Source organism: Pectobacterium carotovorum (assembly GCA_016415585.1).
GTDB classification, from domain to species: Bacteria; Pseudomonadota; Gammaproteobacteria; order Enterobacterales; family Enterobacteriaceae; genus Pectobacterium; species Pectobacterium carotovorum_K.
Window position 1 is genome coordinate 2,219,535 of sequence record CP066552.1, and the last position, 21,550, is coordinate 2,241,084.

17 protein-coding genes are annotated in these 21,550 nt (G+C 54.2%); 9 read left to right on the forward strand and 8 right to left on the reverse strand.

The window, feature by feature from the left end; genetic code table 11:
• Positions 1-76: 76 nt before the first annotated feature.
• Positions 77-1,021 carry a sugar-binding transcriptional regulator gene (locus JFY74_09860; protein ID QQG30294.1) on the reverse strand — a complete coding sequence of 315 codons (945 nt, stop codon included), beginning with the start codon at positions 1,019-1,021 and terminating at the stop codon, positions 77-79.
• A gap of 184 nt (positions 1,022-1,205) precedes the next feature.
• Between JFY74_09860 and JFY74_09865 the strand changes: the two genes are divergently transcribed.
• The 4 genes from JFY74_09865 (at position 1,206) to yciH (ending at position 3,953) form a co-directional block, all read left to right on the forward strand.
• Positions 1,206-1,511, forward strand: coding sequence for a LapA family protein (locus JFY74_09865; protein QQG30295.1), 306 nt, complete (start codon positions 1,206-1,208; stop codon positions 1,509-1,511).
• A gap of 12 nt (positions 1,512-1,523) precedes the next feature.
• Positions 1,524-2,693 (forward strand): lipopolysaccharide assembly protein LapB, encoded by a 1,170-nt coding sequence (gene lapB, locus JFY74_09870; GenBank protein QQG30296.1) that lies wholly within the window; start codon positions 1,524-1,526, stop codon positions 2,691-2,693.
• A gap of 184 nt (positions 2,694-2,877) precedes the next feature.
• Positions 2,878-3,621 (forward strand): orotidine-5'-phosphate decarboxylase, encoded by a 744-nt coding sequence (gene pyrF / locus JFY74_09875; protein QQG30297.1) that lies wholly within the window; start codon positions 2,878-2,880, stop codon positions 3,619-3,621.
• Positions 3,618-3,953 carry a stress response translation initiation inhibitor YciH gene (yciH, locus tag JFY74_09880; GenBank protein QQG30298.1) on the forward strand — a complete coding sequence of 112 codons (336 nt, stop codon included), beginning with the start codon at positions 3,618-3,620 and terminating at the stop codon, positions 3,951-3,953. Before pyrF ends, yciH begins: the two co-directional genes overlap by 4 nt.
• Positions 3,954-4,004: 51 nt before the next feature.
• On the opposite strand, the gene osmB is transcribed toward yciH, so the two are convergent.
• Entirely contained in the window at positions 4,005-4,220 is a 216-nt protein-coding gene (osmB, locus tag JFY74_09885) for an osmotically-inducible lipoprotein OsmB (protein ID QQG30299.1), read from the reverse strand.
• Positions 4,221-4,554: 334 nt separating this feature from the next.
• Here osmB and araD point away from each other — a divergent pair, with 334 nt between their 5' ends.
• On the forward strand, positions 4,555-5,250 hold the full coding sequence (gene araD, locus JFY74_09890) for an L-ribulose-5-phosphate 4-epimerase (protein QQG30300.1): 696 nt from the start codon (positions 4,555-4,557) through the stop codon (positions 5,248-5,250).
• A 183-nt stretch (positions 5,251-5,433) separates the two neighbouring features.
• Here araD and JFY74_09895 read toward each other — a convergent pair whose 3' ends face one another.
• The gene (locus JFY74_09895) at positions 5,434-7,497 is read right to left on the reverse strand and encodes a carbon starvation protein A (protein QQG30301.1); all 2,064 of its coding nucleotides are present in this window, start codon (positions 7,495-7,497) and stop codon (positions 5,434-5,436) included.
• Positions 7,498-7,809: 312 nt separating this feature from the next.
• Positions 7,810-8,991 (reverse strand): MFS transporter, encoded by a 1,182-nt coding sequence (locus JFY74_09900; GenBank protein QQG30302.1) that lies wholly within the window; start codon positions 8,989-8,991, stop codon positions 7,810-7,812.
• A gap of 71 nt (positions 8,992-9,062) precedes the next feature.
• Between JFY74_09900 and JFY74_09905 the strand changes: the two genes are divergently transcribed.
• Complete coding sequence (locus JFY74_09905) at positions 9,063-9,566, forward strand: Lrp/AsnC family transcriptional regulator (protein QQG30303.1); 504 nt, start codon at positions 9,063-9,065, stop codon at positions 9,564-9,566.
• Between the two features lie 44 nt (positions 9,567-9,610).
• On the opposite strand, the gene JFY74_09910 is transcribed toward JFY74_09905, so the two are convergent.
• The 3 genes from JFY74_09910 to JFY74_09920 all read right to left on the reverse strand — a co-directional run bounded on the left by JFY74_09910 (position 9,611) and on the right by JFY74_09920 (position 15,068).
• A complete protein-coding gene (locus JFY74_09910) occupies positions 9,611-10,528 on the reverse strand; it encodes an aldo/keto reductase (GenBank protein ID QQG30304.1) in 918 nt (305 codons plus the stop codon).
• A gap of 59 nt (positions 10,529-10,587) precedes the next feature.
• Positions 10,588-12,519 carry an exoribonuclease II gene (locus JFY74_09915; protein ID QQG30305.1) on the reverse strand — a complete coding sequence of 644 codons (1,932 nt, stop codon included), beginning with the start codon at positions 12,517-12,519 and terminating at the stop codon, positions 10,588-10,590.
• A 236-nt stretch (positions 12,520-12,755) separates the two neighbouring features.
• Positions 12,756-15,068 (reverse strand): FdhF/YdeP family oxidoreductase, encoded by a 2,313-nt coding sequence (locus JFY74_09920; GenBank protein QQG30306.1) that lies wholly within the window; start codon positions 15,066-15,068, stop codon positions 12,756-12,758.
• Positions 15,069-15,252: 184 nt separating this feature from the next.
• Between JFY74_09920 and JFY74_09925 the strand changes: the two genes are divergently transcribed.
• Positions 15,253-16,149, forward strand: coding sequence for a LysR family transcriptional regulator (locus JFY74_09925; protein ID QQG30307.1), 897 nt, complete (start codon positions 15,253-15,255; stop codon positions 16,147-16,149).
• 144 nt (positions 16,150-16,293) lie between these two features.
• Here JFY74_09925 and JFY74_09930 read toward each other — a convergent pair whose 3' ends face one another.
• Positions 16,294-17,364, reverse strand: a complete 1,071-nt coding sequence (locus JFY74_09930) for a LacI family DNA-binding transcriptional regulator (protein QQG30308.1) — start codon at positions 17,362-17,364, stop codon at positions 16,294-16,296.
• A 320-nt stretch (positions 17,365-17,684) separates the two neighbouring features.
• Here JFY74_09930 and JFY74_09935 point away from each other — a divergent pair, with 320 nt between their 5' ends.
• Positions 17,685-18,995 (forward strand): MFS transporter, encoded by a 1,311-nt coding sequence (locus tag JFY74_09935; GenBank protein QQG30309.1) that lies wholly within the window; start codon positions 17,685-17,687, stop codon positions 18,993-18,995.
• 33 nt (positions 18,996-19,028) lie between these two features.
• Entirely contained in the window at positions 19,029-21,395 is a 2,367-nt protein-coding gene (locus tag JFY74_09940; GenBank protein QQG30310.1) for a glycoside hydrolase family 31 protein, read from the forward strand.
• The last annotated feature ends 155 nt before the right edge of the window (positions 21,396-21,550 follow it).

Here is a 21,550-nt window from a genome sequence, read left to right on the forward strand (position 1 = left end):
ACCACCGTTCGTCAGGCGCAGAGCAGGGGAATCATTCTGCGTCTGACATTACCGCTAACCGCTAGTGATAAACGAATTAGATCAGCGTCTTGGCGGTTAATCGATCGGTAATCAACACATCAACGTAGTGTCCCGTTAGCGCGCCGCGAATAGCTGCACTTTTCTCGATACCGCCCGCCAGCGCCACCACGCGTGGACACTGACGCAGCTGTGGCAACGCCATACCAATCACCGGATCTTCATCGTCCTGTAGCACTGGTTCGCCTTCCGCGTTGTAGTAATGCAGGCATAAATCCCCGACGGCACCGCGTTCGGCGAGCTGTTGCAACATCGCTTCGTGATAATAGTTGCCGGAGTTTTTCAGCAGCTGCGACGGTTCCAGTACGCCAATACCGACAAGCGCCAGACTCACCTCGCTGAACTTATCAACCACGCTGGAAACCTCATCGCTGGTCACCAAACGGGCGCGATCTTCCACCGATCGTTCGATACTCTGCGCGGGCAAGAGGTAGGCGGGGCAACTGAGCTGATTGGCTAAGGTTTGCGTCAGGATCGTCGCTTGCACGTTGCCGTTCGGCCCAACGCCACCTAACAATTGGATGACGCCCTGCGCCTTGACGCTTTGTGGATGCAGGCTGTCCACCATCGCCCGCAGCGTGCTGCTCCAGGACGAGATACCGACCAGATCGTCAGGGCGGATACTGGTTTGGACATAGTGTGCGGCAGCAGAGCCAATCGCCTGCTTGATTTGTGCCAGCGTGGCGTTATCGGCGACATCCACCACGATAGCCTGATCGATGCCGTAGCGCTTCTGAACCGCCGCTTCCAGCCCCATGAACATGTTCGGGGGTTGAATTACGCTGATTTTGACCACACCTTCTTTAACACAGCGCGTGATAGCGCGGGAGACAAAAGACTGTGAGAGATGAAGTGAGGCGGCAATTTCTGCTTGTTTCATCCCTTCGCTATAATAGAGCGTAGCGATCTTGACCAATAATCGCTGTTCGTCCTGCTTTGACATGACTTTTCCCCTTGCTGGCTTGCTGCTGTCATTTTTATTCAGCACAGAATAAATAACAAGCGTAGACGGCAGTGGAGCGCGGTTCTTGATTTCCCTGTCTGCGCCGGACATGGTAATTTAATGGGGCTTTTCGCCAAAATTTGGCATAATTCATCCGGTTAATGGATATCACAGGAAGGACAATGTGAAATATTTGCTGATTTTTTTACTCGTGCTGGCGATATTCATCATTTCTGTCACACTGGGTGCGCACAACGATCAGGTTGTGACATTTAACTACCTGCTGGCACAGGGGGAGTATCGTATCTCCACACTGCTCGCCACGCTGTTTGCCTTGGGTTTTGCTCTTGGCTGGGTTATCTGTGGTCTGTTTTATCTGCGTCAGCGCATTGCGCTTGGCCGTGCACAACGTAAAATCAAGCGTCTGGAACAACAGCTTTCTACCTCTACCGAGGAGAATGTGACGCCAGTGCAGACGGCCACCCACTAAGGAATTCTCTCTATGTTAGAACTGCTGTTTCTGTTGCTGCCCGTGGCCGCCGCGTACGGCTGGTACATGGGGCGCAGAAGTGCGCAGCAGGACAAAGAGCAGGAATCCAACCGCCTGTCCCGTGAATATGTCACCGGGGTTAACTTCCTGTTGTCCAATCAGCAAGATAAGGCGGTGGAACTGTTCCTCGACATGCTCAAGGATGACAGCAACACCTTTGAAGCCCACCTCACGCTCGGTAACCTGTTCCGTTCGCGCGGCGAAGTTGACCGTGCGATTCGCATCCATCAGGCGCTGACTGAAAGCGCATCGTTAACCTTTGAACAACGTCTGCTGGCGGTGCAACAGCTGGGCCGTGACTACATGGCCGCCGGTCTGTATGACCGCGCTGAAGAAAGTTTCAACCAGTTGGTGGATGAAGAAGATTTTCAGCGCAGTGCCTTGCAGCAACTTTTACAGATCTATCAGGCGACCAGCGATTGGCCGACGGCAATCGATGTGGCGGAAAAACTGGTCAAGATGGGAAAAGACCAGCTTCGCGTGGACATCGCGCATTTTTACTGTGAATTGGCGCTGTTGGCGATGGGCAGCGACGATCTGGATAAGGCGCTAACTCTCCTGAAAAAAGGGGCGACGGCGGACAGTCAATGCGCCCGTGCGTCTATCATGATGGGACGCATCTACATGGCGCAGCAGGATTATTCGCGTGCCGTGGAGGCCCTGCGACAGGTTCTCGATCAGGATAAAGAGCTGGTTAGCGAAACGCTGCCGATGCTGCAAGAGTGCTATCAGCATTTAGATCAGCCTTTGGATTGGGCGAATTTCCTTAGACGCTGCGTAGAAGAAAATACCGGTGCGACGGCCGAATTGATGCTGGTCGACATCCTCGAAAGAGAAGAGGGAGCCGAAGTTGCACAGGCTTATATTAACCGCCAGCTTCAACGCCACCCCACGATGCGTGTGTTCCATCGCCTGATGGATTTTCACCTGCATGAAGCGGAAGACGGACGAACAAAAGAAAATCTTCAGGGATTGCGCGACATGGTGGGCGAACAGATTCGCACCAAACCCCGCTACAGCTGCCGTAAATGTGGCTTCACGTCACAATCACTCTATTGGCAATGTCCTTCCTGCCGCACCTGGGCCAGCGTAAAGCCAATCCGTGGGCTCGACGGCCAGTAACGTCTCACTCGGTATCGCACGGATGTTCTTTAACGTATTTTAGTTACAACATACTAGTGATTGTGTGTGATTTCCGTTTCAGCAGGCTTCTTTAACGCCATTGGTCTTCAGGCGGCTGGGATTTCAGGGGCGGGGCATGTAGAATGCGGCGGGAATTTTAGCTTCGCAATAGACTGGGTGACGAATGAAAAACGAGAATCTACAGCAAAAGAATCAAACGGTATCATCCCCGATTGTGGTCGCACTGGACTATGCCAATCAGCAGGCGGCGCTGTCGTTTGTTGACCGTATCGATCCGCAGGACTGCCGTTTGAAGGTAGGCAAAGAGATGTTTACCTTATTCGGCCCACAGTTCGTGCAGACGCTACAACAGCGCGGCTTTGATGTGTTTCTCGATCTGAAATTCCATGATATTCCGAACACTGTCGCTCACGCCGTTGCGGCCGCCGCCGATCTTGGCGTGTGGATGGTGAATGTCCACGCCAGCGGCGGTTCGCGCATGATGACGGCGGCGAAAGAGGCGCTGGTGCCGTTTGGTAAAGAGGCACCGCTGCTGATTGCCGTAACCGTGTTAACCAGCATGGACGAAGACGATCTGCGCGGGCTCGGCATTACGCTTAGCCCGGCAGAGCAGGCGGAAAAGCTGGCCGTGCTAACGCATAACAGCGGGCTGGATGGCGTGGTGTGTTCCGCGCATGAAGCGCAGCGGTTGAAGCAGGTATGCGGGCAGGCATTTAAGTTGGTCACGCCGGGAATTCGTCCCGCAGGCAGTGACGTTGGCGATCAGCGCCGCATCATGACGCCGATTCAGGCACAGCAGGCGGGTGTGGATTACATGGTGATTGGACGTCCGATCACCCAATCAGCGGACCCCGCACAGACACTGCGTGAGATTCGCGCGTCATTGTTAAACGGTGCGGCATCATGAACATGCGTCGTGACGAAAATAGCCAACTGGTTTACTCCACGGAAACCGGGCGTATTAAGCCGGAAGAAGAACAAGTAGTTCGGCCAAAAGGCGACGGCATCGTGCGTATCCAGCGTCAGACGAGTGGGCGCAAAGGAAAAGGTGTCTGCCTGATTAGCGGCCTCGATCTTGCCGATGCTGCGCTGGATAAGCTGGCGGCTGAATTGAAGAAAAAATGTGGCTGCGGTGGTTCAGTGAAAGACGGCGTGATAGAAATCCAGGGAGATAAGCGCGACCTGCTAAAACAGCTGCTGGAAGCGAAAGGCATGAAGGTTAAGCTGGCTGGCGGCTAAAGCATATAAAGCAGCAGGTTTACTCCCGTTAACCTGCTGCCCACAAATTCGTTATTTATCGACCTGACGACCAATCAGCCCGCCGATAGCCGCACCGCCCAGTGTTCCTAATGTTCCGCCATCCGTTAAGATAGCCCCACCTACTGCACCCGCACCGGCACCAATCGCGGTATTACGGTCACGTTTGGACATGTTTGAACAGCCTGCAAGCGTTACAGCAAGCGTAATTGCCAGAGCGGCTGTTGCAAAACGTTTGTTTAATTTCATCTTTTTCCCCTTTCTGCTCTTGGTCTCACGTTTCTTGTGAGGAAATATCGAACAACGTACTTTTTGCGGTATTAAATAAAGAAATCGAGCCTTTTACCGCTTGATGACAAGTATAATCATCGGGAAAAACGGCAACAGGTAAAAAATCTTAATTCCCCTGCGTTATGTTAACGATAGCAACAATTGATAAGTTTGGCTGTTTTTTAACCAAATCTGTGGGGTGTCTCTTTCTTTTTCCCATAGCAGAACACCGCTAGGTCTTTAGCGATTTAGCCCATAGCGACGAACTCGTCAGGCCGCGAGAATGGTGTTATCGCGCCGAGGGGAGGCTGTTATGTTAGAAACGCTAAAAAAACAGGTGTTGGAAGCCAATCTGGCCTTGCCGCAGCACAATCTGGTGACGTTTACCTGGGGAAATGTCAGCGCGGTGGATCGACAGCGCGGCCTGATGGTGATCAAGCCTTCCGGCGTGGAGTATTCTGCCATGACGCTGGAGGACATGGTTGTGGTTGAGCTGGAAAGTGGCAAGGTGGTGGAGGGGACGAAGAAACCGTCGTCAGATACCGATACCCACCGCGTGCTGTATCTGGAATTTGCCGATATCGGCGGTATTGTGCATACCCATTCCCGCCATGCCACGATCTGGGCGCAAGCCGGTAAAGATATCCCCGCTTGGGGAACAACGCATGCGGACTATTTTTATGGCCCGATTCCCTGCACACGTCTGATGACGGACGGGGAAATCAACGGTCGCTATGAGTGGGAAACGGGAAGGGTGATCGTCGAAACCTTCCGCCAGTGTGGCATTTCTCCGGTGGATGTTCCTGCCGTATTGGTTAACTCACATGGCCCCTTCGCCTGGGGGAAAGATGCAGACAACGCGGTGCACAACGCCGTTGTTCTGGAAGAGCTTGCCTACATGGGGATTTTCTCGCGCCAGTTGACGCCTCAACTGGGCGAGATGCAGCAAACGCTGTTGGATAAACACTATTTACGCAAGCACGGCAAGAACGCCTATTACGGACAATAAACCGCAGCGATTCCTTCACGTTACCTTTAAGTCACATAGCGCCGCAAATACGGCGCTATTGTTATTTGTGGGGCTTGATGACCTCGCTCCTGAACGGCACGAGTTCCGTGCTAAATCCGTAAGGGGGCGGCCATAAAAAATCCCTCCGCGAGGGAGGGATTGAGTGATAAACGCCGATGGTGTTTAAGGCTGAGCGCCGTCTCGTAAGACAATTGGGCTCTCTTTTGCCGTTGGGACATCGCTATTCATCGCACGACGAATGACGAAGAAGGCGGATATCAGCATTGTCACAGCCACCAGCATGAAGAACCCGCACAGCGCGGCGTTGATCTGGTTACTGAAGACAATGGTTTCCATGTCTTTAATCGATTTGGCCGGTGCGATCAGCGTATTCTGTTCAATACCCGCCGCGAAGCGTTTCGCCTGAGCCAGAAAGCCGATACTCGGTTTTTCATGGAAAATTTTCTGCCAACCCGCCGTCATCGATGTAATAAACAGCCAGATGGTAGGCACGATAGTCACCCACGCATAGCGCTGTTTCTTCATCTTAAACAACACCACGGTGCCGAGAATCAACGCCATCGAGGCCAGCATCTGGTTACCGATACCGAACAGCGGCCAGAGCGTGTTGATACCGCCCAGCGGGTCGATCACACCCTGATAGACGAAGAATCCCCAGCCGGAGACGGCAACGGTCGTACCGGCAAGATTCCCCAGCCAGGAGTGGCTGTTAGCCAGTCTTGGAATCGCGATACCGACCAGATCCTGCACCATGAAGCGACAGGCGCGCGTCCCGGCGTCAACGGCGGTCAGAATGAACAACGCTTCAAACAGAATCGCGAAGTGATACCAGAATGCCATCATCGCCCGGCTGTTAAAGATTTCCGTGATGATGTAGGCCATACCGACCGCGAAGGTCGGTGCACCACCGGCGCGGGAAAGAATAGAGGCTTCGCCAACGTCATTGGCAATGGCACTCAATTCCTGCGGGGTAATCACAAATCCCCAGTTATTGATGGCTAACGAGGCGCTCTCAACCGTGGTGCCGATCAAGGCGGCGGGTGAGTTCATGGCGAAGTAGATACCCGGTTCGATAACCGAGGCACAAATCAGCGCCATAATCGCCACGAAGGATTCCATCAGCATGGCACCATAGCCGATGAAGCGGATATGACTTTCTCGTTCAATCAACTTCGGCGTGGTGCCGCTGGAAACCAGTGCGTGGAAGCCGGAAATCGCGCCGCAGGCGATGGTGATAAACAGGAAGGGGAACAGCGTACCCGAGAAGACCGGGCCGCTGCCGTCAATAAAACGAGAAACGGCAGGCATTTTCATTTCCGGCATCGCGAATACAATACCGAAGGCCAGCCCGACAATAACCCCGATTTTCAGGAACGTAGAGAGATAATCACGCGGTGCCAGCAGCAGCCAGACGGGCAGGACGGATGCCACGAAGCCGTAAATCACCAATACCCAGGTGAGTGACGTCCCTTTCAGCGTGAAAAACGGCCCCCAGTAAGGGTGTACAGCGATGTTGCCGCCGTAGACAATCGCCAGCATCATCAGCACAAAGCCGATGATGGACACTTCAGCGATTTTGCCCGGGCGTAAAAAGCGCATGTAAACGCCCATGAAGAGCGCGATAGGGATGGTGGCGGCAATCGTGAACAATCCCCACGGACTTTCTGCCAGCGCCTTAACGACGACCAGCGCCAGCGCCGAGAGAATGATGATCATCACGCCCAGCGCACCGAGCATCGTGATAATACCCGCGAACGTGCCCAGCTCCTGTTTTGCCATCTCACCCAGAGAACGACCGTCTCGGCGGGTTGAGATAAACAGCACCAGAAAATCCTGCACGGCACCCGCCAGCATCACGCCGACCAGAATCCAGATCGTACCGGGTAGGAAGCCCATCTGTGCGGCGAGAATCGGCCCGACCAGCGGCCCGGCCCCGGCGATGGCGGCAAAGTGGTGGCCGAACAGTACCCATTTATTGGTGGGAACGTAATCCAGACCGTCGTTATGACGTTCCGCCGGTGTCAGTCGGCGATCGTCGAGCTCAAACACTTTTTTGGCGATAAACAGGCTGTAAAACCGATAGGCGATGCTGTAACACGATACCGCAGCGATAACCAACCACACGGCATTGACGTGTTCACCGCGGCTTAGCGCCAGCGTGGCGAACGAAAAGGCGCCCGCCAGGCCGACTAGCAGCCAGATCACAATGCTCTTTACGTTACTCATAACAACGGCTCCTTCGTTATTCAGAAAAGGTATAGCGCAGGTGTTAATGCAATTTAACAATAGTGGGTTTAATGGCGAAGAGAAGGGAATGGATGAGAAAATGTGAGCGAACGTGAATTTCTGTAAAGAAACTTAAAGAGTAAACAAGGGTTAACGTGCTAACGCGGTAAAAATAGGTGCAATAAAAACCAGACGGAACTGCCTGATAAACGATCGGTTTCAGCGTGTGATGAAGGGAACCGATGCAGATAATCATCGTTAAAAATGCGCGGTGACATAACCCGCGCACTTCTGCATGCTACGCCTATCTCATCAATGGCATTCCAGAGATTCAGTCAGGTGACTGCTGCGTTTATCGACCACACCAACCGCGATGGCAAGAATCAGCGCACTGAGTGACAGGATCCCGCCAGCCCAGTTTGGCGCAGTGAAGCCGAATCCACTGGCGATAACGCTCCCACCCACCCAGGCACCGAGGGCATTACCAAGATTAAAGAGACCAATATTGACCGCTGAAGCCAGCGTTGGCGCACCGGCGGCCCTTGCTTTGTCCATCACCAGCTTTTGAATAGGAGAGACGGTCGCAAATCCAAACGCCGCCATAAGGAAGATGCACAATACCGAGGCAATCTGGCTGCTGGCCGTCAAGTGGAAGATAAACAAAATGGCAGCCTGTCCAAACAGCGTGATATACAACATGGGCATTAACGCTCTGTCAGCGAAACGGCCGCCCAGCCAATTCCCAACGAACAAGCCCAAACCAAATACCATCAAAAGCCAGGTAATCGATCCCTCTGAAAAGTGCGCCACTTCCGTCATCATGGGCGCGATATACGTAATTGAGGTAAAGAAGGCGGCGGGCCCAAGGATGGTGATGCCCATGGACAGCAATACTTTTGAGTTTCCGAATGCGGCAAACTCATGCCCGATATGTTGGGTTTTGGGTTTGGCGGTCGAAGGGATAAGCACCAGTACGCCGATCGCCGTGGCTACACCAATAACCGTGATGGCGTAGAACGTCGCTTGCCAGGAAAATTGATGGCTAATCCAGGTTCCCACTGGCACGCCAATAAGGTTAGCAACCGTAAGGCCGGAGAACATAAACGCGATAGCACTGACGCGCTTCTCTTTGGGCACCATTTCAGCGGCGAGTACAGAGCCAATGCCGAAGAATGCCCCGTGCGTCAGAGACGTGATCACTCGCCCGACGATAGCGATACCGATGGACGGCGCGAGGGCGGTGACCAGATTCCCCAGAACAAAGATCCCGGCAAGAAAAACAAGCATGGTTTTTTTGGGTAACCGGGAACCCAAAATAATGAGTACCGGCGCCCCCACAAAAACCCCAAGCGCGTAGCTGGTTGCCATATACGCCGCCACGGGGATCGTCACCCCGTAATCCGTTGCTATGGCAGGCAAGAGACCTGCGATGATGAATTCCGTTGTTCCAATCCCAAAGGCACCAATAACCAGGGCCCATAAAGCAATAGGCATGATATCCCCTATGTCTGACAATTTTTGCATGTGCTAAATTATGCCTAATGGTATTAGGGTGAGGAAATAAAATGGCTAATGAAACAGAAAAAACGAATGCGCTTAGGCAAGAAAAGCATATCCCAGCAAAACTGGATGAGGTGGACCGAAAAATATTAGCCCTTCTTTCAGCCGACAGCAGTCGGAGCTATGCCGATTTAGGAGAAGCGCTGCATCTTTCCGCGCCGTCCGTGCATGAGCGAGTCAAGCGGCTAAAGAAGGACGGGGTCATCAAAGCCACCATTGCAAAGATTGATGGCTGTAAGGTCGGTCGAACCTTATTAACCTTTGTTCTGGTAAACACAAAGAGTGTCTTGAGTACCAAGCGTTTATTGATATTGAGCGATTTACCGGAAATTGAGGAGTTTCATACCGTTGCTGGCGATAGCTGCGTCATGCTCAAGGTGCGCACCCGAGATACCGAAGGGTTAGAGGAACTGTTGGGTAAGCTACAAGAGATTGAAGGTGTCGACAGCACGCGTAGTTATATCGTTCTGTCGACCTTCGTTGAACGTGGCCCTGACCCTAGTTTGTAACGCGTCCCTGTTGCCAGAGACGCAGGGGCTGTGCAACACGCGTCTTAAGGCAGAACGTTCTCGGCGGCGCGGTAAATTTCGTACCATTCTTCGCGGCTGAGCGACAGGGTAGACGCCGCTGCGATGTCACGGATACGTTCCGGGCTCATGGTGCCAATAATCACCTGCATCGCGGCGGGGTGACGCAAGATCCACGCAGTGGCGATCGCAGTATTGGTGACGCGATGCTGCTCAGCGAGGCGATCAAGAGTGGCGTTCAGTTTGGGGAATTTCTCGTTATCGAGGAATACACCATCAAAAAAACCGTACTGGAAGGGCGACCAGGCCTGAATCGTCATCGTATTCAGGCGGCTGTATTCCAGAATCGCGCCATCGTGATTCACCGATGCTGGATTCGTCATATTCACGTTAAATCCGGCATCAATCATGCCCGTGTGCATGATGCTGAACTGCAACTGATTGGCGATCAGCGGCTGGCGTACGGATTGCTTCAGCAGCTCAATCTGCAACGGATTCTGATTACTGACGCCGAAATGGCGCACTTTTCCGCTGCTTTCCAGTTCATCAAAGGCGGCGGCGACTTCATCGGGTTCAAACAGCGTGTCTGGGCGGTGCAGCAGGAGCGTATCGAGATAGTCTGTTTTTAAACGCTGCAAACTCCCTTCGACGGACGTGATGATGTGCGCCTTCGAGAAGTCAAAAAAGCCCTGACGAATGCCACATTTGGACTGCAGAAAAATTGATTCCCGGCGGATGGCGGTCTTCTGTAAACCGGCGGCGAAAATCTCTTCCGACAAACCTGAGCCATAGATATCAGCGTGATCGAAGAAATCGATGCCTGCCTCGACGGAGGCATTGAGGATGTCGGCTGCTTCACTCGTGCTTTTCTTCGCCATTCGCATACAGCCCAACGCAATGTTGGAAGCCTGTATTGCGGATGTACCGATTGTCATTTTCTTCATCGGGAACACTCCTGTGATGAGGGTTGCACGTCCGCCGAGATGACTCGGCGGCATGGCACTTAGGCGGCAGTTTTTGCCACGATGCTGCGGGTTTCCAGACGAACTTCAGCAATGACGACGTCCAGCGTATCCCCCTGACGATAAACCACGTCGCCTTTCACTGACAGGGTGCCCATTTCCTGACTGCACACCAGCTCATCGCGTACGGCGTGGATAAAGGAGGACGGGATAAATGCCACTGCGCCGTTATCCAGCAAGCGAACGCGCAGGCCACCGCGTGTAACGTCAATGATTTCCGCATTGAAGCGACTATCCGTACCGGCTTTATCTTTGAGGTAGCGGGCGTACAGCCAGTCACCGACGTCGCGCTCAGCCATACGATTAAGGCGGCGGCGTTCTGCCAACTGAACCGTGACGTCGTCCTGCGGTTTTTCCGCGGCCTGTCCGGTGATAACCGCTTTCAACAAACGGTGGTTCACCATATCGCCGTATTTACGGATCGGCGATGTCCAGGTGGCGTAGGCTTCCAGCCCCAGACCGAAGTGCGGTCCCGGCGTGGTGCTGACTTCTGCGAAAGATTGGAAGCGGCGAATGCGGCTGTCCAGAAACTGTGTCGGCTGGGCATCCAGCTCGCGGCGCAGCGTGCAGAAGCCCTCCAGCGTCAACAGCACTTGCGCATCGGCCTGAACGCCGTGGGTATCCAATACGGCAACTGCTTGTTCAATCGAGGCAGGATCGAAGCCGTTATGCACGTTATAGATGCCGAAGCCCAGCTTATCGCGCAGCACAATGGCCGCACAGACGTTGGCCGCAATCATGGATTCTTCAACGATACGGTTGGCGATACGGCGATGTTCAACCACGATATCCAACACGTCGCCTTTTTCACCCAGCAGGAAGCGGTAATCTGGGCGATCTTTAAATACCAGTGCATGGGTGGTGCGCCAGTCGCTGCGTGCCAGACAGAGGCGATGCAGCAAACGAATTTGTTCGGCAATCGCGTCGTTTTGCGGCTGCCATTCGCCTTGATTTTCCAGCCAGTCAGAGACATTGTCATAGGCTAATTTGGCTTTGGACTCGATCCAGGCGGCAAAGAAGTGAATGTCACCCAGCGCACCGTCGGCGGCAATTGTCACGCGGCAGGCAAGAACAGGGCGACGCTCGTCCGGGCGCAGGGAACAGATATCGTCCGACAGCGGGCGCGGCAGCATCGGAATGTTGAAGCCGGGCAGATAGTTGGTGAAGGCGCGCTGGCGTGCAATCTTATCCAGCTCGCTACCCGCCGTGACATACGCGGTTGGATCGGCAATGGCGATGGTTAATTGCAGCGAACCATCCCCGTTGTCCTGCACGTACAACGCATCGTCCATATCTTCAGTGCTCGCGCTGTCGATAGTGACAAAGCTCAGTGCGGTGAGATCTTCACGGACGAGTTCGCCGTCATGGCGCTCAGTCGTTTCAACCTCTGGGGCTGAGCGCTCCAGATTATGGCGTGACAATGTCACCCACCACGGTACCAGCGGGTCATCGCCCGTGGTGATGTACTGCGTCAGTTCCGCATGAAATCCACGGTCGCCCTTCAACGGGTGACGGCGCATTTCGGCTACGGCCCAATCGCCTTCCTGAAAATCGTGTGTGACATCGCGTGCGGCGCGGCAAGGGATGGCATCTTTCAGCAGCGGATGGTCAGGCGTAATGGATAAACGATCGTCTTTTTTATGGATGCGCCCAACAAATCGGGTAAGGAAGGGTTCGATCAGCGTTTCTGGCTCGACAATTTCCCGCTCTTTTTCCGTATGCAGGGTGGCGGTAATCCGGTCACCGTGCATTACTTTTTTCATATGTGGAGGGGGAATGAAATAGCTTTTTTGTCCGTCGGCTTCAAGGAAGCCGAATCCTTTATCGGTACCTTTGACGACACCTTCAACACGCGGTGTCTGAGAGTGAAGTTGCTGTTTTAGCTGTGCAAGCAGCGGATTATCTTGAAACATAGCGTCCAGAAATACGGTTGTGAGTAGCCCAATTAGCAGTTCACAGTTTTACTCGAATCGGGTGCTGGCGGCAAGAATAATCGGGGGTGACGTAGGCGCAGGTCGGTAGCAGAAGCGCGGATAAATCTGAGTAAAGTCAACGCTGATTCGAATTTATCCACCTGCCGTGCACGCGATTGATCTCACAGCACGGCAGAGTAGTTGATGTGATGAATTGCCGCCTAGTGGACAGATTCTTAAGCGATACGCAGCAGAGACTCGGCTTGCGTACTACGACGAACGCTAACCGGCACGGATTTAGAGGTCGGCGTGTGCGTTTCATCCCCAAAGCTGGACAGCGGCACCAGCGGGTTGGTTTCGGGATAATAGGCGGCCAGATTACCGCGCGGAATCGCGTAGCTCACCAGCTTGAAGCCGTTGACGATGCGGGTAATGCCGTCGTTCCACAGCGTTTCGATATCGACCCTATCGCCGTCTTCCAGCCCCAGCGCGCTGATGTCATCCGGGTGCATGAATAGCACTTCCCGCTGACCATAGACGCCGCGATAGCGGTCATCCAGACCATAAATCGTGGTGTTGTACTGATCGTGTGAACGTAGGGTTTGCAGGGTAAAAGGCACGTCGCTGCCTTGTAGCTGCGGAAACAGCGTGTCGGGCAGCGCGGCATGGCTGAATTGCGCTTTCCCGTTGGGCGTATTGAAGTGCAGTTCAGCGGCAGCGTTACCGAGATAGAATCCGCCCGGCAGGTCGCAGTTGGCATTGAAATCCGTAAATCCGGGAAGGGTGGCGGCGATATGGTCGCGGATACGTGAGTAATCGTCCGCCAGCGCCAACCAGTCGAGCTTTTCATGACCGAGTACCGCATTGGCAATCCCTGCAACAATCGCTGTTTCCGAGCGCTGCAATGGCGAAAGCGGCTGACCGACGCCCTGTGACGCGTGCACCATGCTGAAGGAGTCTTCGACGGTAATAAACTGCGCACCGCTAGCCTGCATATCGAGATCGGTACGGCCGAGCGTCGGCAGAATCAATGCATCGACTTTGCCAGTAATCAGATGGCTGCGGTTGAGCTTGGTACTGATGTGTACGGTCAGATCGCAGCGGCTGAGCGCTTCTTCGGTACGGGCCGAATCGGGTGCAGCGGCGGCGAGGTTACCGCCCAGCGCGATCAGCACTTTTATCTCGTCGCGCAGCATCGCTTCCAGCGCTTCTACCGTGTTGTGACCTGCGGCATAAGGCGGCGTGAAGTCATAATGTTCAGCCAGACGATCGAGGAAGGCGGCCGTCGGTTTCTCGTCGATCCCCATGGTACGGTTGCCCTGCACATTACTATGGCCGCGTACTGGACACAGCCCCGCACCCGGTTTTCCCAATTGCCCGAACAGCAGTTGCAGGTTCACGATTTCCCGCACGGTGGCGACAGAGTGTTTGTGCTGGGTAATCCCCATCGCCCAGGTGCAAATTACACGCGGCGACTGCTGATAAATCGCTGCGACATAGCGCAATTGAGCTTCGCTCAGGCCGGACTGCTGTTCAATTTTCTGCCAGCTTGTGGCATCAACCACAGTAAGGTAGTCGTCCACCTGCTGGGTATGCGTGGACAGGAAATCCTGATCGAATAAACCGGCGTCCCCGGCAGACAGGCGCTGGCGATGCGTTTCCAGCAGGGCTTTTACCATCCCGCGCACGGCAGCCATATCGCCACCCAGATTGGGTTGCAGGTAGGTTTCGCTAATGGTGCCAGACAGCGGCGTGAGCAACTCCAGTGGATTCTGCGGATTGGCAAAACGCTCCAGACCGCGCTCGCGTAGCGTATTAAACGAGACGACGTGCGCGCCGCGATCGGCGGCGTGGCGTAGGCTATGCAGCATACGCGGGTGATTGGTGCCGGGGTTCTGTCCGAAGACGAAAATTGCGTCAGCGTGTTCGAAATCATCCAGCCGGATCGTGCCTTTACCCACGCCGATACTCTGTTTCAGACCGATTCCGCTAGCTTCATGGCACATGTTCGAGCAGTCAGGGAAATTGTTGGTGCCCAGCATGCGACCAAAAAGCTGATACAGATAAGAGGCTTCATTGCTGGCACGCCCAGACGTATAAAGTTCCACCTGATTAGGGTGTGCCATGTTACCGATATGGTGAGCGATCAGCGCAAACGCCGCGTCCCAACTGATAGGGACATAGCGATCGCTGGCACGGTCGTAGCGCATCGGGTGGGTTAAGCGGCCCTGATACTCAAGGAAATAGTTACTTTGCTGACGTAGCGTCGTGACGCTGTGAGCGGCGAAAAAATCCAGATCGACCGCTTTGCGCGTTGCCTCCCAACTGACCGCTTTCGCGCCGTTTTCACAGAAACTGAACGTGCTGCTGTTGTCATCACCCCAGGCACAGCCGGGGCAGTCAAATCCTTTCGATTTATTGACCCTCAACAAGTTTCGGATATTTTTCAGCGCTTGCTTGCTGTCGAGAACAAAACGCGTGGTGGCTTCCAACGAGCCCCAGCCGCCAGCCGCATTGCGGTATGGCTTGATGGATGGTTTGAATTTCATATACGTTCCGCAGGTGATAATGTTTTTTTTATGTGAACAAGATTTTAAATATTTGCTCTTAAGGGAAGTTTAGGTGCCGCCAGCGATCGCGTCTAATCAAATGCGGCTATGGTGGGATAGAGGCGGTTTATCGATGGTATACTCGGGACTTACCCACTACTGTGTCTGACGATCGAGCCTGACGATGGATATTAAGCAACTGCAATACCTGTGCAATCTGGAGAAAGAGCGCCATTTTGGCCGGGCAGCGGAAGCCAGTTTTGTCAGTCAGCCCACGCTCTCCATGCGGTTGAAAAATCTGGAGCGAGAGCTGGATCTGGCGTTAATCAATCGGGGTAACAATTTTGAAGGCTTTACCGCCGAAGGTGAGCGCGTGCTGGCTTGGGCGCGGGAAATCGTCTCGGTTTATCAGGGACTGAAGCTGGAAGTCGCGTCGCTGAAACGTGGCGTGAGCGGCGTATTGCGCATCGGCACAGTGCCGCAAAGCAGTATCGCGCTGTCGAGCCTGCTGGCGGCGGTGAACAAGGTTTACCCGCAGCTGGATTTTCAGATCTCGCTGTTCAGTGCGGATCAACTGCTGGAAGCGTTAAATGCGCATTCGGTGGATGTCGGCATTGGCTTTTTTGAATTCTCTACGCTACAGGAACTGCACTTTCAGGCGTCGCCGCTGAAGGAGCAGGGCGTTGATCTCTTGTTCCATCCGCACTATTTCCCACAGCTGGTGGGAGAGACGCCGCTGCCTCTCGATGCGCTTTCTGAGGTTCCGCTCTGTCTGGCGGAGGCCAGCCGCTATTTCCGTCGCTATCTCGATAGCCATTTCCGCGAAATGGGGGTTTCGCCGTGGGTTAAGGTGGAAAGCGCTTCCGTCCTGCAACTGATCCAAAGCACCTATGTCGGGCTTGGGTGCGGCATTGTGCCTCACGGCAGCCTGATCCCAGACATGACGCCCGCGTTAAAATTGCGACCGCTGCTGTTTCCGCCAATGCGCCGCCGCGCTGCCGTCGTTGTTGCACAAGCTGGCCGAGCAACGCCGCTGGCGCAGAACTTCTTTGATGCGGCGCAGGCGTGGTTGCAGGCTTAGAACCTATCCCATTAGGGCTATTTCATTTGCCATTTTGAACCTGGGCAGTGCTCGAAATCCTCACGTACTACGTGTACGCTCCGGTTTCTGCGCGCTGTCCGCGTCCAAACTGACTGCACCAATAACGCCTACTGGGATAGGTTCTTAGTCGTAAAGGCTTTCGTCCTGTACCGGTACAACCGATTTACTGGCGCGCAGTCGCCTGACAGACTGGTGAACCACCAGCGTACCGTTTAGTAGCAGGTTGCCAACCGGGGCTTCGGGGCGGATTAGACGATATTGCAGCAGCCTTATCGCCTCTTCGCCCAGCGCCTCACGCGGCACATGTACCGACGTGAGCGGCACGTCGTGAATAGCCGAGAGGTTGAATCCATCCATGCTCATCACCGAGACGTCCTGCGGTACGCGTAATCCCGCCTTATGCAGCGCATTCACCACCCCAACCGCGATGAAATCACCGCCTGCCAAAATCGCCGTAGGCCATTTATCTCGCGGGCAGCGGGCTAAAAAGGCCGTCATCGCCTGTTCTGCGTCTGCCGCGCTGAAATTATCCAGCGCCAGCAAGTTGTTCTCGCTAGAAAACGGCAGATTATGGTGCTGATAGGCATCCCGAATCCCATCCAGACGCAGCTCCATCGTGTAGCGACGCAGGCACAGCAGCGTCAATACGTTATGGTGACCTTGTTCAAAGAGATAGTGGGCGGAGAACTCGCCAATCAGCCGGTGTGCGGGGGCCACACCCGGTAAGCGCATCTTGCGGTCAATGCAGTTAATCAATATGCAGGGCTTACCGCTGTCCGCTGCCAGCGCATGAATATAGGGATCGTCGATGCCGATCAGCAGCGCCGCTTCCGTGGCCGGATCGTGCATTTTGTCTAAAAATAGCGCCGCATCGCTGTCATTTTCCTCCAGCCCGCAGTAGCGCACCCGTACATCGTGTGGCTTCAGGGCATCAATGATGCTCTGTACCACCTTGTGATAGAAGATGTCGGACCGAATATCAAACGCGCGCGGCGGGGCGAAAATAGTGAGTCCATTCAAGAGCAGGCGGCCGTTGGCGAGATCGGCCAGTACGCCGCACTGGCGGGCGCAGTTGAGAATGTCCGCTTTTGCCTGCTCGCTGGTATTGGACTGACCAGACAACACGCGTGAGACTGTACTGATCGAGTAGCCCGTCCGCTGCGCAATTTCGCGTATCTTCAGGTTTCCTTTCATTTTGTGATCCCGTTCACTTTCGAAAATGACAAAATTTTCATTGTTATCTATTACCTATTTTCAGGCGCTATAGACCGTTTTTTGTCTTGATTTTGACCATAACATGAAAATGTTTTCAAAAAAGTGAGTGTTTCACGATTTTCAATTGTTCTACTCTCATTTTGGTAAACCAATTTCAATGATTAGATGCAATAAAAAAGGATTTAACTCAATAAATACAATGATATGAAAATGGTTTGATTACTCGATAGGCTATAAATACAAAAATGCCGCCGAGATATCAGACCAATGTAACCCTACTTTCCTGTAAAGGAGTCACCATGAGTTTCGACATCAATTCGTCCTCCATCGCTACCAAAGGTAAACGGACATTCAGAAATCTGCGCTGGTGGGTGCTGAGCCTGTTCCTGCTCGGCGTTACCGTGAATTACATCACCCGTAATTCGCTGGGTATTCTGGCACCAGAACTGAAAACCAGCATGGGCATCACCACCGAGCAATATTCCTGGATCGTCGGTGCATTCCAGCTGGCGTATACCATTTTTCAGCCGATTTGCGGCTGGCTGATCGATGCTATCGGTCTGAAAATGGGCTTTATGATCTGCGCGGTGATCTGGGCGCTGATGTGCATCTTCCACGCGGGCGCGGGAAGCTGGCTGCACCTGGCGATCTTGCGCTTCTTTATGGGCGCGTCCGAAGCGGCAGCGACACCGGCGAATGCCAAAACGCTGGGCGAGTGGTTCCCTAAAAAGGAGCGACCGATTGCGGCAGGTTGGGCCGGTGTTGGCTTTTCCATCGGTGCGATGCTGGCACCGCCGATTATCGTTGTGGCGCACGCCTATCTGGGCTGGCAAGGCGCGTTTATGTTCACCGGTGGATTGGCGCTGCTGTGGGTGGCGCTGTGGTGGCTGTTCTATCACAACCCCGAAGATCACCCGAATTTAAGCCGCGAGGAACTGGATTTTATCCGTCAGGACAACGAGGCGCCTCCGGTCAAACTGCCTTTCTTCACCGCGCTGAAAACCGTCTCAAAAAACAAACGCTTTTACGGTATCGCGATTCCAGCATTTATGGCGGAGCCCGCGTGGGCCGTGCTCAGTTTTTGGGTGCCGCTCTATCTGGCGAATGAACGCGGTATGGATCTGAAACAAATCGCGATGTTCGCGTGGCTACCGTTTCTTGCCGCCGATCTCGGCAGCATCGCCAGCGGCTACCTCACCCGGCTCTACGTTCGCTGGTTCGGCTGCTCGCGCGTTAACTCGATTGTGGCGAGTTCGGTCACGGGTGCGTTTCTGATGCTATCGCTGGCGCTGGTTGCCGTCAGTAAAGATCCGTGGGTGGCGATTCTACTGATTTCCATCGGTGGATTTGGCCATCAGGTGATTTCCTGCATGTTGAGCGCACTGGTGGTGGAATCGTTCGATAAAGGGCAGATGGCAACGGTGAACGGGATGCGTGGTTCATTTGCCTGGATTGCCAGCTTCCTGTTCTCGCTGTTGATTGGCGTCACCGCCGACAAAATCGGGTTCAACCCGCTGTTTGTCGCGATGGGGTTCTTCGATCTGATCGGTGCCATCTTCCTGATCGCATTTATTGCTGAACGTCGTGGGAAAACGCGGTCGCAGGCATAACGCGCATTTATTTTTTCCTGAAAAGGACGCTGTATGAAAACGTTGAAAAATTGGGTGTTCCGCCATCAGAGCGCCGACCATGTTGAACTGTTGGTGGACGACAAACATGTGTTTCGCCTGTATGTGCTGGAACCGATGTTGGCCCGCGTGCTGGTTAAACAGCATGGCGAACTGAAGCTCAATCGCACCTGGAGCATCGCGCCGCAGCAGGATGTCCCCTGGCAGGGGCGCAGCCGCGAAAGTAGTGACGGTTTCAGCCTGCCGGGATTCTCACTGGAACAGTTGGACGATGCGCTGCGTATCAGCACCGCGCGGATGCGTATTACGATTCATCAACCGCTGTGGCTGGCGTGGGAATATTGCGATGAACAGGGCGAATGGCAGCCGTTTGCCGCCGATCGCCCCACCAGCGCCTATCTGCTCAACCCACACGGTGATGACGTTGCGCACTATCAGCGCCGTTTCCCGACTGAGCGCTATTACGGGCTGGGTGAAAAAGCGGGCAACCTTGAACGTACCGGACGCCGGTTTGAGTTCCGCAATCTGGACGCGATGGGCTACAACGCGGCGAGCACCGATCCGCTGTATAAGCATGTTCCCTTTACCATTACTCGGCGCGACGATGTCAGCTTCGGCCTGTTTTACGATAACCTGAGCACGACCTGGCTCGATCTCGGCAATGAAATCGATAATTACCATCTGGCTTATCGGCGCTATCAGGCGGAGGCGGGCGATCTCGATTATTACCTGTTCATCGGGCCGCGGGTGTTGGATGTCACGAAAGCGTTCGTTCGGCTGACGGGGAAAACGCTCTTCGGGCCTAAATGGAGTCTGGGCTACAGCGGTTCCACCATGCATTACACCGATGCGCCCGATGCGCAGCAGCAGCTGATGAAATTTATCGCGCTGTGCCGAGAACATCATATCCCGTGTGATTCGTTCCAACTCTCGTCGGGCTACACGTCGATCAACAATAAGCGCTATGTATTTAACTGGAACTACGACAAAGTCCCCCAGCCGGAGGTGATGTCGCAGGCTTTCCACGAGGCGGGCCTCAAACTGGCGGCCAATATCAAACCCTGTTTACTGCAAGATCACCCGAAATACGACGAGGTGTCGGCGCAGGGGCTGTTTATCCGTGATTCTGAATCCGATGTACCAGAACGTTCCAGCTTTTGGGACGATGAAGGTTCGCACCTTGATTTCACCAATCCGGCAACGGTGGCATGGTGGCAGGAGAACGTCACCCGGCAGTTGCTGGATAAAGGGATTGATTCGACATGGAATGACAATAACGAGTATGAAGTCTGGGATGGTGAAGCCCGCTGCCACGGATTCGGCGAAACGATGGCGATCAAACACATTCGCCCGCTGATGCCGCTGTTGATGATGCGCGCTTCGCTGGAGGCGCAGCAGCGCTTTGCCCCGACGCTGCGGCCTTATCTGATCTCTCGTTCCGGCTGTGCGGGAATGCAGCGCTATGTGCAGACCTGGAGCGGTGATAACCGCACCAACTGGCAGACGCTGCGTTACAACACGCGGATGGGAATCGGGATGAGCCTGTCCGGCCTGTTTAATGTCGGGCACGACGTCGGCGGATTTTCGGGCGACAAACCGGATGCCGAACTTTTTGTGCGCTGGGTTCAGAACGGCGTGATGCACCCGCGTTTCACCATTCACTCCTGGAATGACGACCAGACGGTAAATGAACCGTGGATGTATCCTGCGGTAACGCCCGCGATACGCAGTGCCATTGCGCTGCGCTACCGTCTACTGCCGTATTTTTATACCTTGCTGTGGCAGGCCAGCGCGGACGATGAACTGATGCTGCGCCCGACGTTCCTCGACCACGAGCATGACAGCGCGACGCTGGAAGAAACCGACGATTTCATGCTGGGGCGAGACATTCTGGTCGCCAGCGTGGTCGAGCAAGGGCAGCGCCAGCGTGAGGTGTACCTGCCTGCGAACACATCGGGCTGGTACGATTTTTATTCCGGCCAATGGTTCAGCGGTGGACAGACGATCGTGCTGGATGCGCCGTTGGAACGTCTCCCGCTGTTGGTCAGAGCGGGCGCAATGATTCCGTTGTCGGGGCGAACGGCGCACGTCAGCCCGCATGAAGACGATCAGCGTGAATTCCTGCTCTTTCCGCCTGTCGCTGGCGGTACAGATCGCGGGCTGCTGTTTGAAGATGATGGTGAGACGTGGCAATGGCGTGAAGGAAACGCGCTGTGGCTACGCTGGGAAATCCGTGCGGATAGCCAGCGCATTGACGTGACGTTCACATCGGAAGGGCGATATCAGCCCGCCTGGCGGCACGCGACGCTGCGCCTGCCAGCGGGCGAGCAGCGCCAGCTGTACATTAACGGTGTCCGCACGACGACCTATCAACACCAATAGTTATCCTATTTCTTCCTGTAGCGCCTCGGTCTTATTGCTGAGGCGTTTTTTTTGTTATGCAGAATATAAATAATATCCGATTGGTTATTTTAAGGATAAGAAGATGTTAATGAAGTGAATGGAATATTAAATATAAAAAAGAGTTGTGCCAATAC

Coding starts and splice junctions, on each gene's coding strand:
- araD (QQG30300.1), top strand. CDS start 4,555: ATGTTAGAAACGCTAAAAAAACAGGTGTTGGAAGCCAATCTGGCCTTG.
- JFY74_09925 (QQG30307.1), top strand. CDS start 15,253: ATGGATATTAAGCAACTGCAATACCTGTGCAATCTGGAGAAAGAGCGC.
- JFY74_09860 (QQG30294.1), bottom strand. CDS start 1,021: ATGTCAAAGCAGGACGAACAGCGATTATTGGTCAAGATCGCTACGCTC.
- JFY74_09910 (QQG30304.1), bottom strand. CDS start 10,528: ATGAAGAAAATGACAATCGGTACATCCGCAATACAGGCTTCCAACATT.
- osmB (QQG30299.1), bottom strand. CDS start 4,220: ATGAAATTAAACAAACGTTTTGCAACAGCCGCTCTGGCAATTACGCTT.
- JFY74_09935 (QQG30309.1), top strand. CDS start 17,685: ATGAGTTTCGACATCAATTCGTCCTCCATCGCTACCAAAGGTAAACGG.
- JFY74_09920 (QQG30306.1), bottom strand. CDS start 15,068: ATGAAATTCAAACCATCCATCAAGCCATACCGCAATGCGGCTGGCGGC.
- JFY74_09915 (QQG30305.1), bottom strand. CDS start 12,519: ATGTTTCAAGATAATCCGCTGCTTGCACAGCTAAAACAGCAACTTCAC.
- JFY74_09940 (QQG30310.1), top strand. CDS start 19,029: ATGAAAACGTTGAAAAATTGGGTGTTCCGCCATCAGAGCGCCGACCAT.
- JFY74_09900 (QQG30302.1), bottom strand. CDS start 8,991: ATGCCTATTGCTTTATGGGCCCTGGTTATTGGTGCCTTTGGGATTGGA.
- JFY74_09895 (QQG30301.1), bottom strand. CDS start 7,497: ATGAGTAACGTAAAGAGCATTGTGATCTGGCTGCTAGTCGGCCTGGCG.
- pyrF (QQG30297.1), top strand. CDS start 2,878: ATGAAAAACGAGAATCTACAGCAAAAGAATCAAACGGTATCATCCCCG.
- yciH (QQG30298.1), top strand. CDS start 3,618: ATGAACATGCGTCGTGACGAAAATAGCCAACTGGTTTACTCCACGGAA.
- JFY74_09905 (QQG30303.1), top strand. CDS start 9,063: ATGGCTAATGAAACAGAAAAAACGAATGCGCTTAGGCAAGAAAAGCAT.
- lapB (QQG30296.1), top strand. CDS start 1,524: ATGTTAGAACTGCTGTTTCTGTTGCTGCCCGTGGCCGCCGCGTACGGC.
- JFY74_09930 (QQG30308.1), bottom strand. CDS start 17,364: ATGAAAGGAAACCTGAAGATACGCGAAATTGCGCAGCGGACGGGCTAC.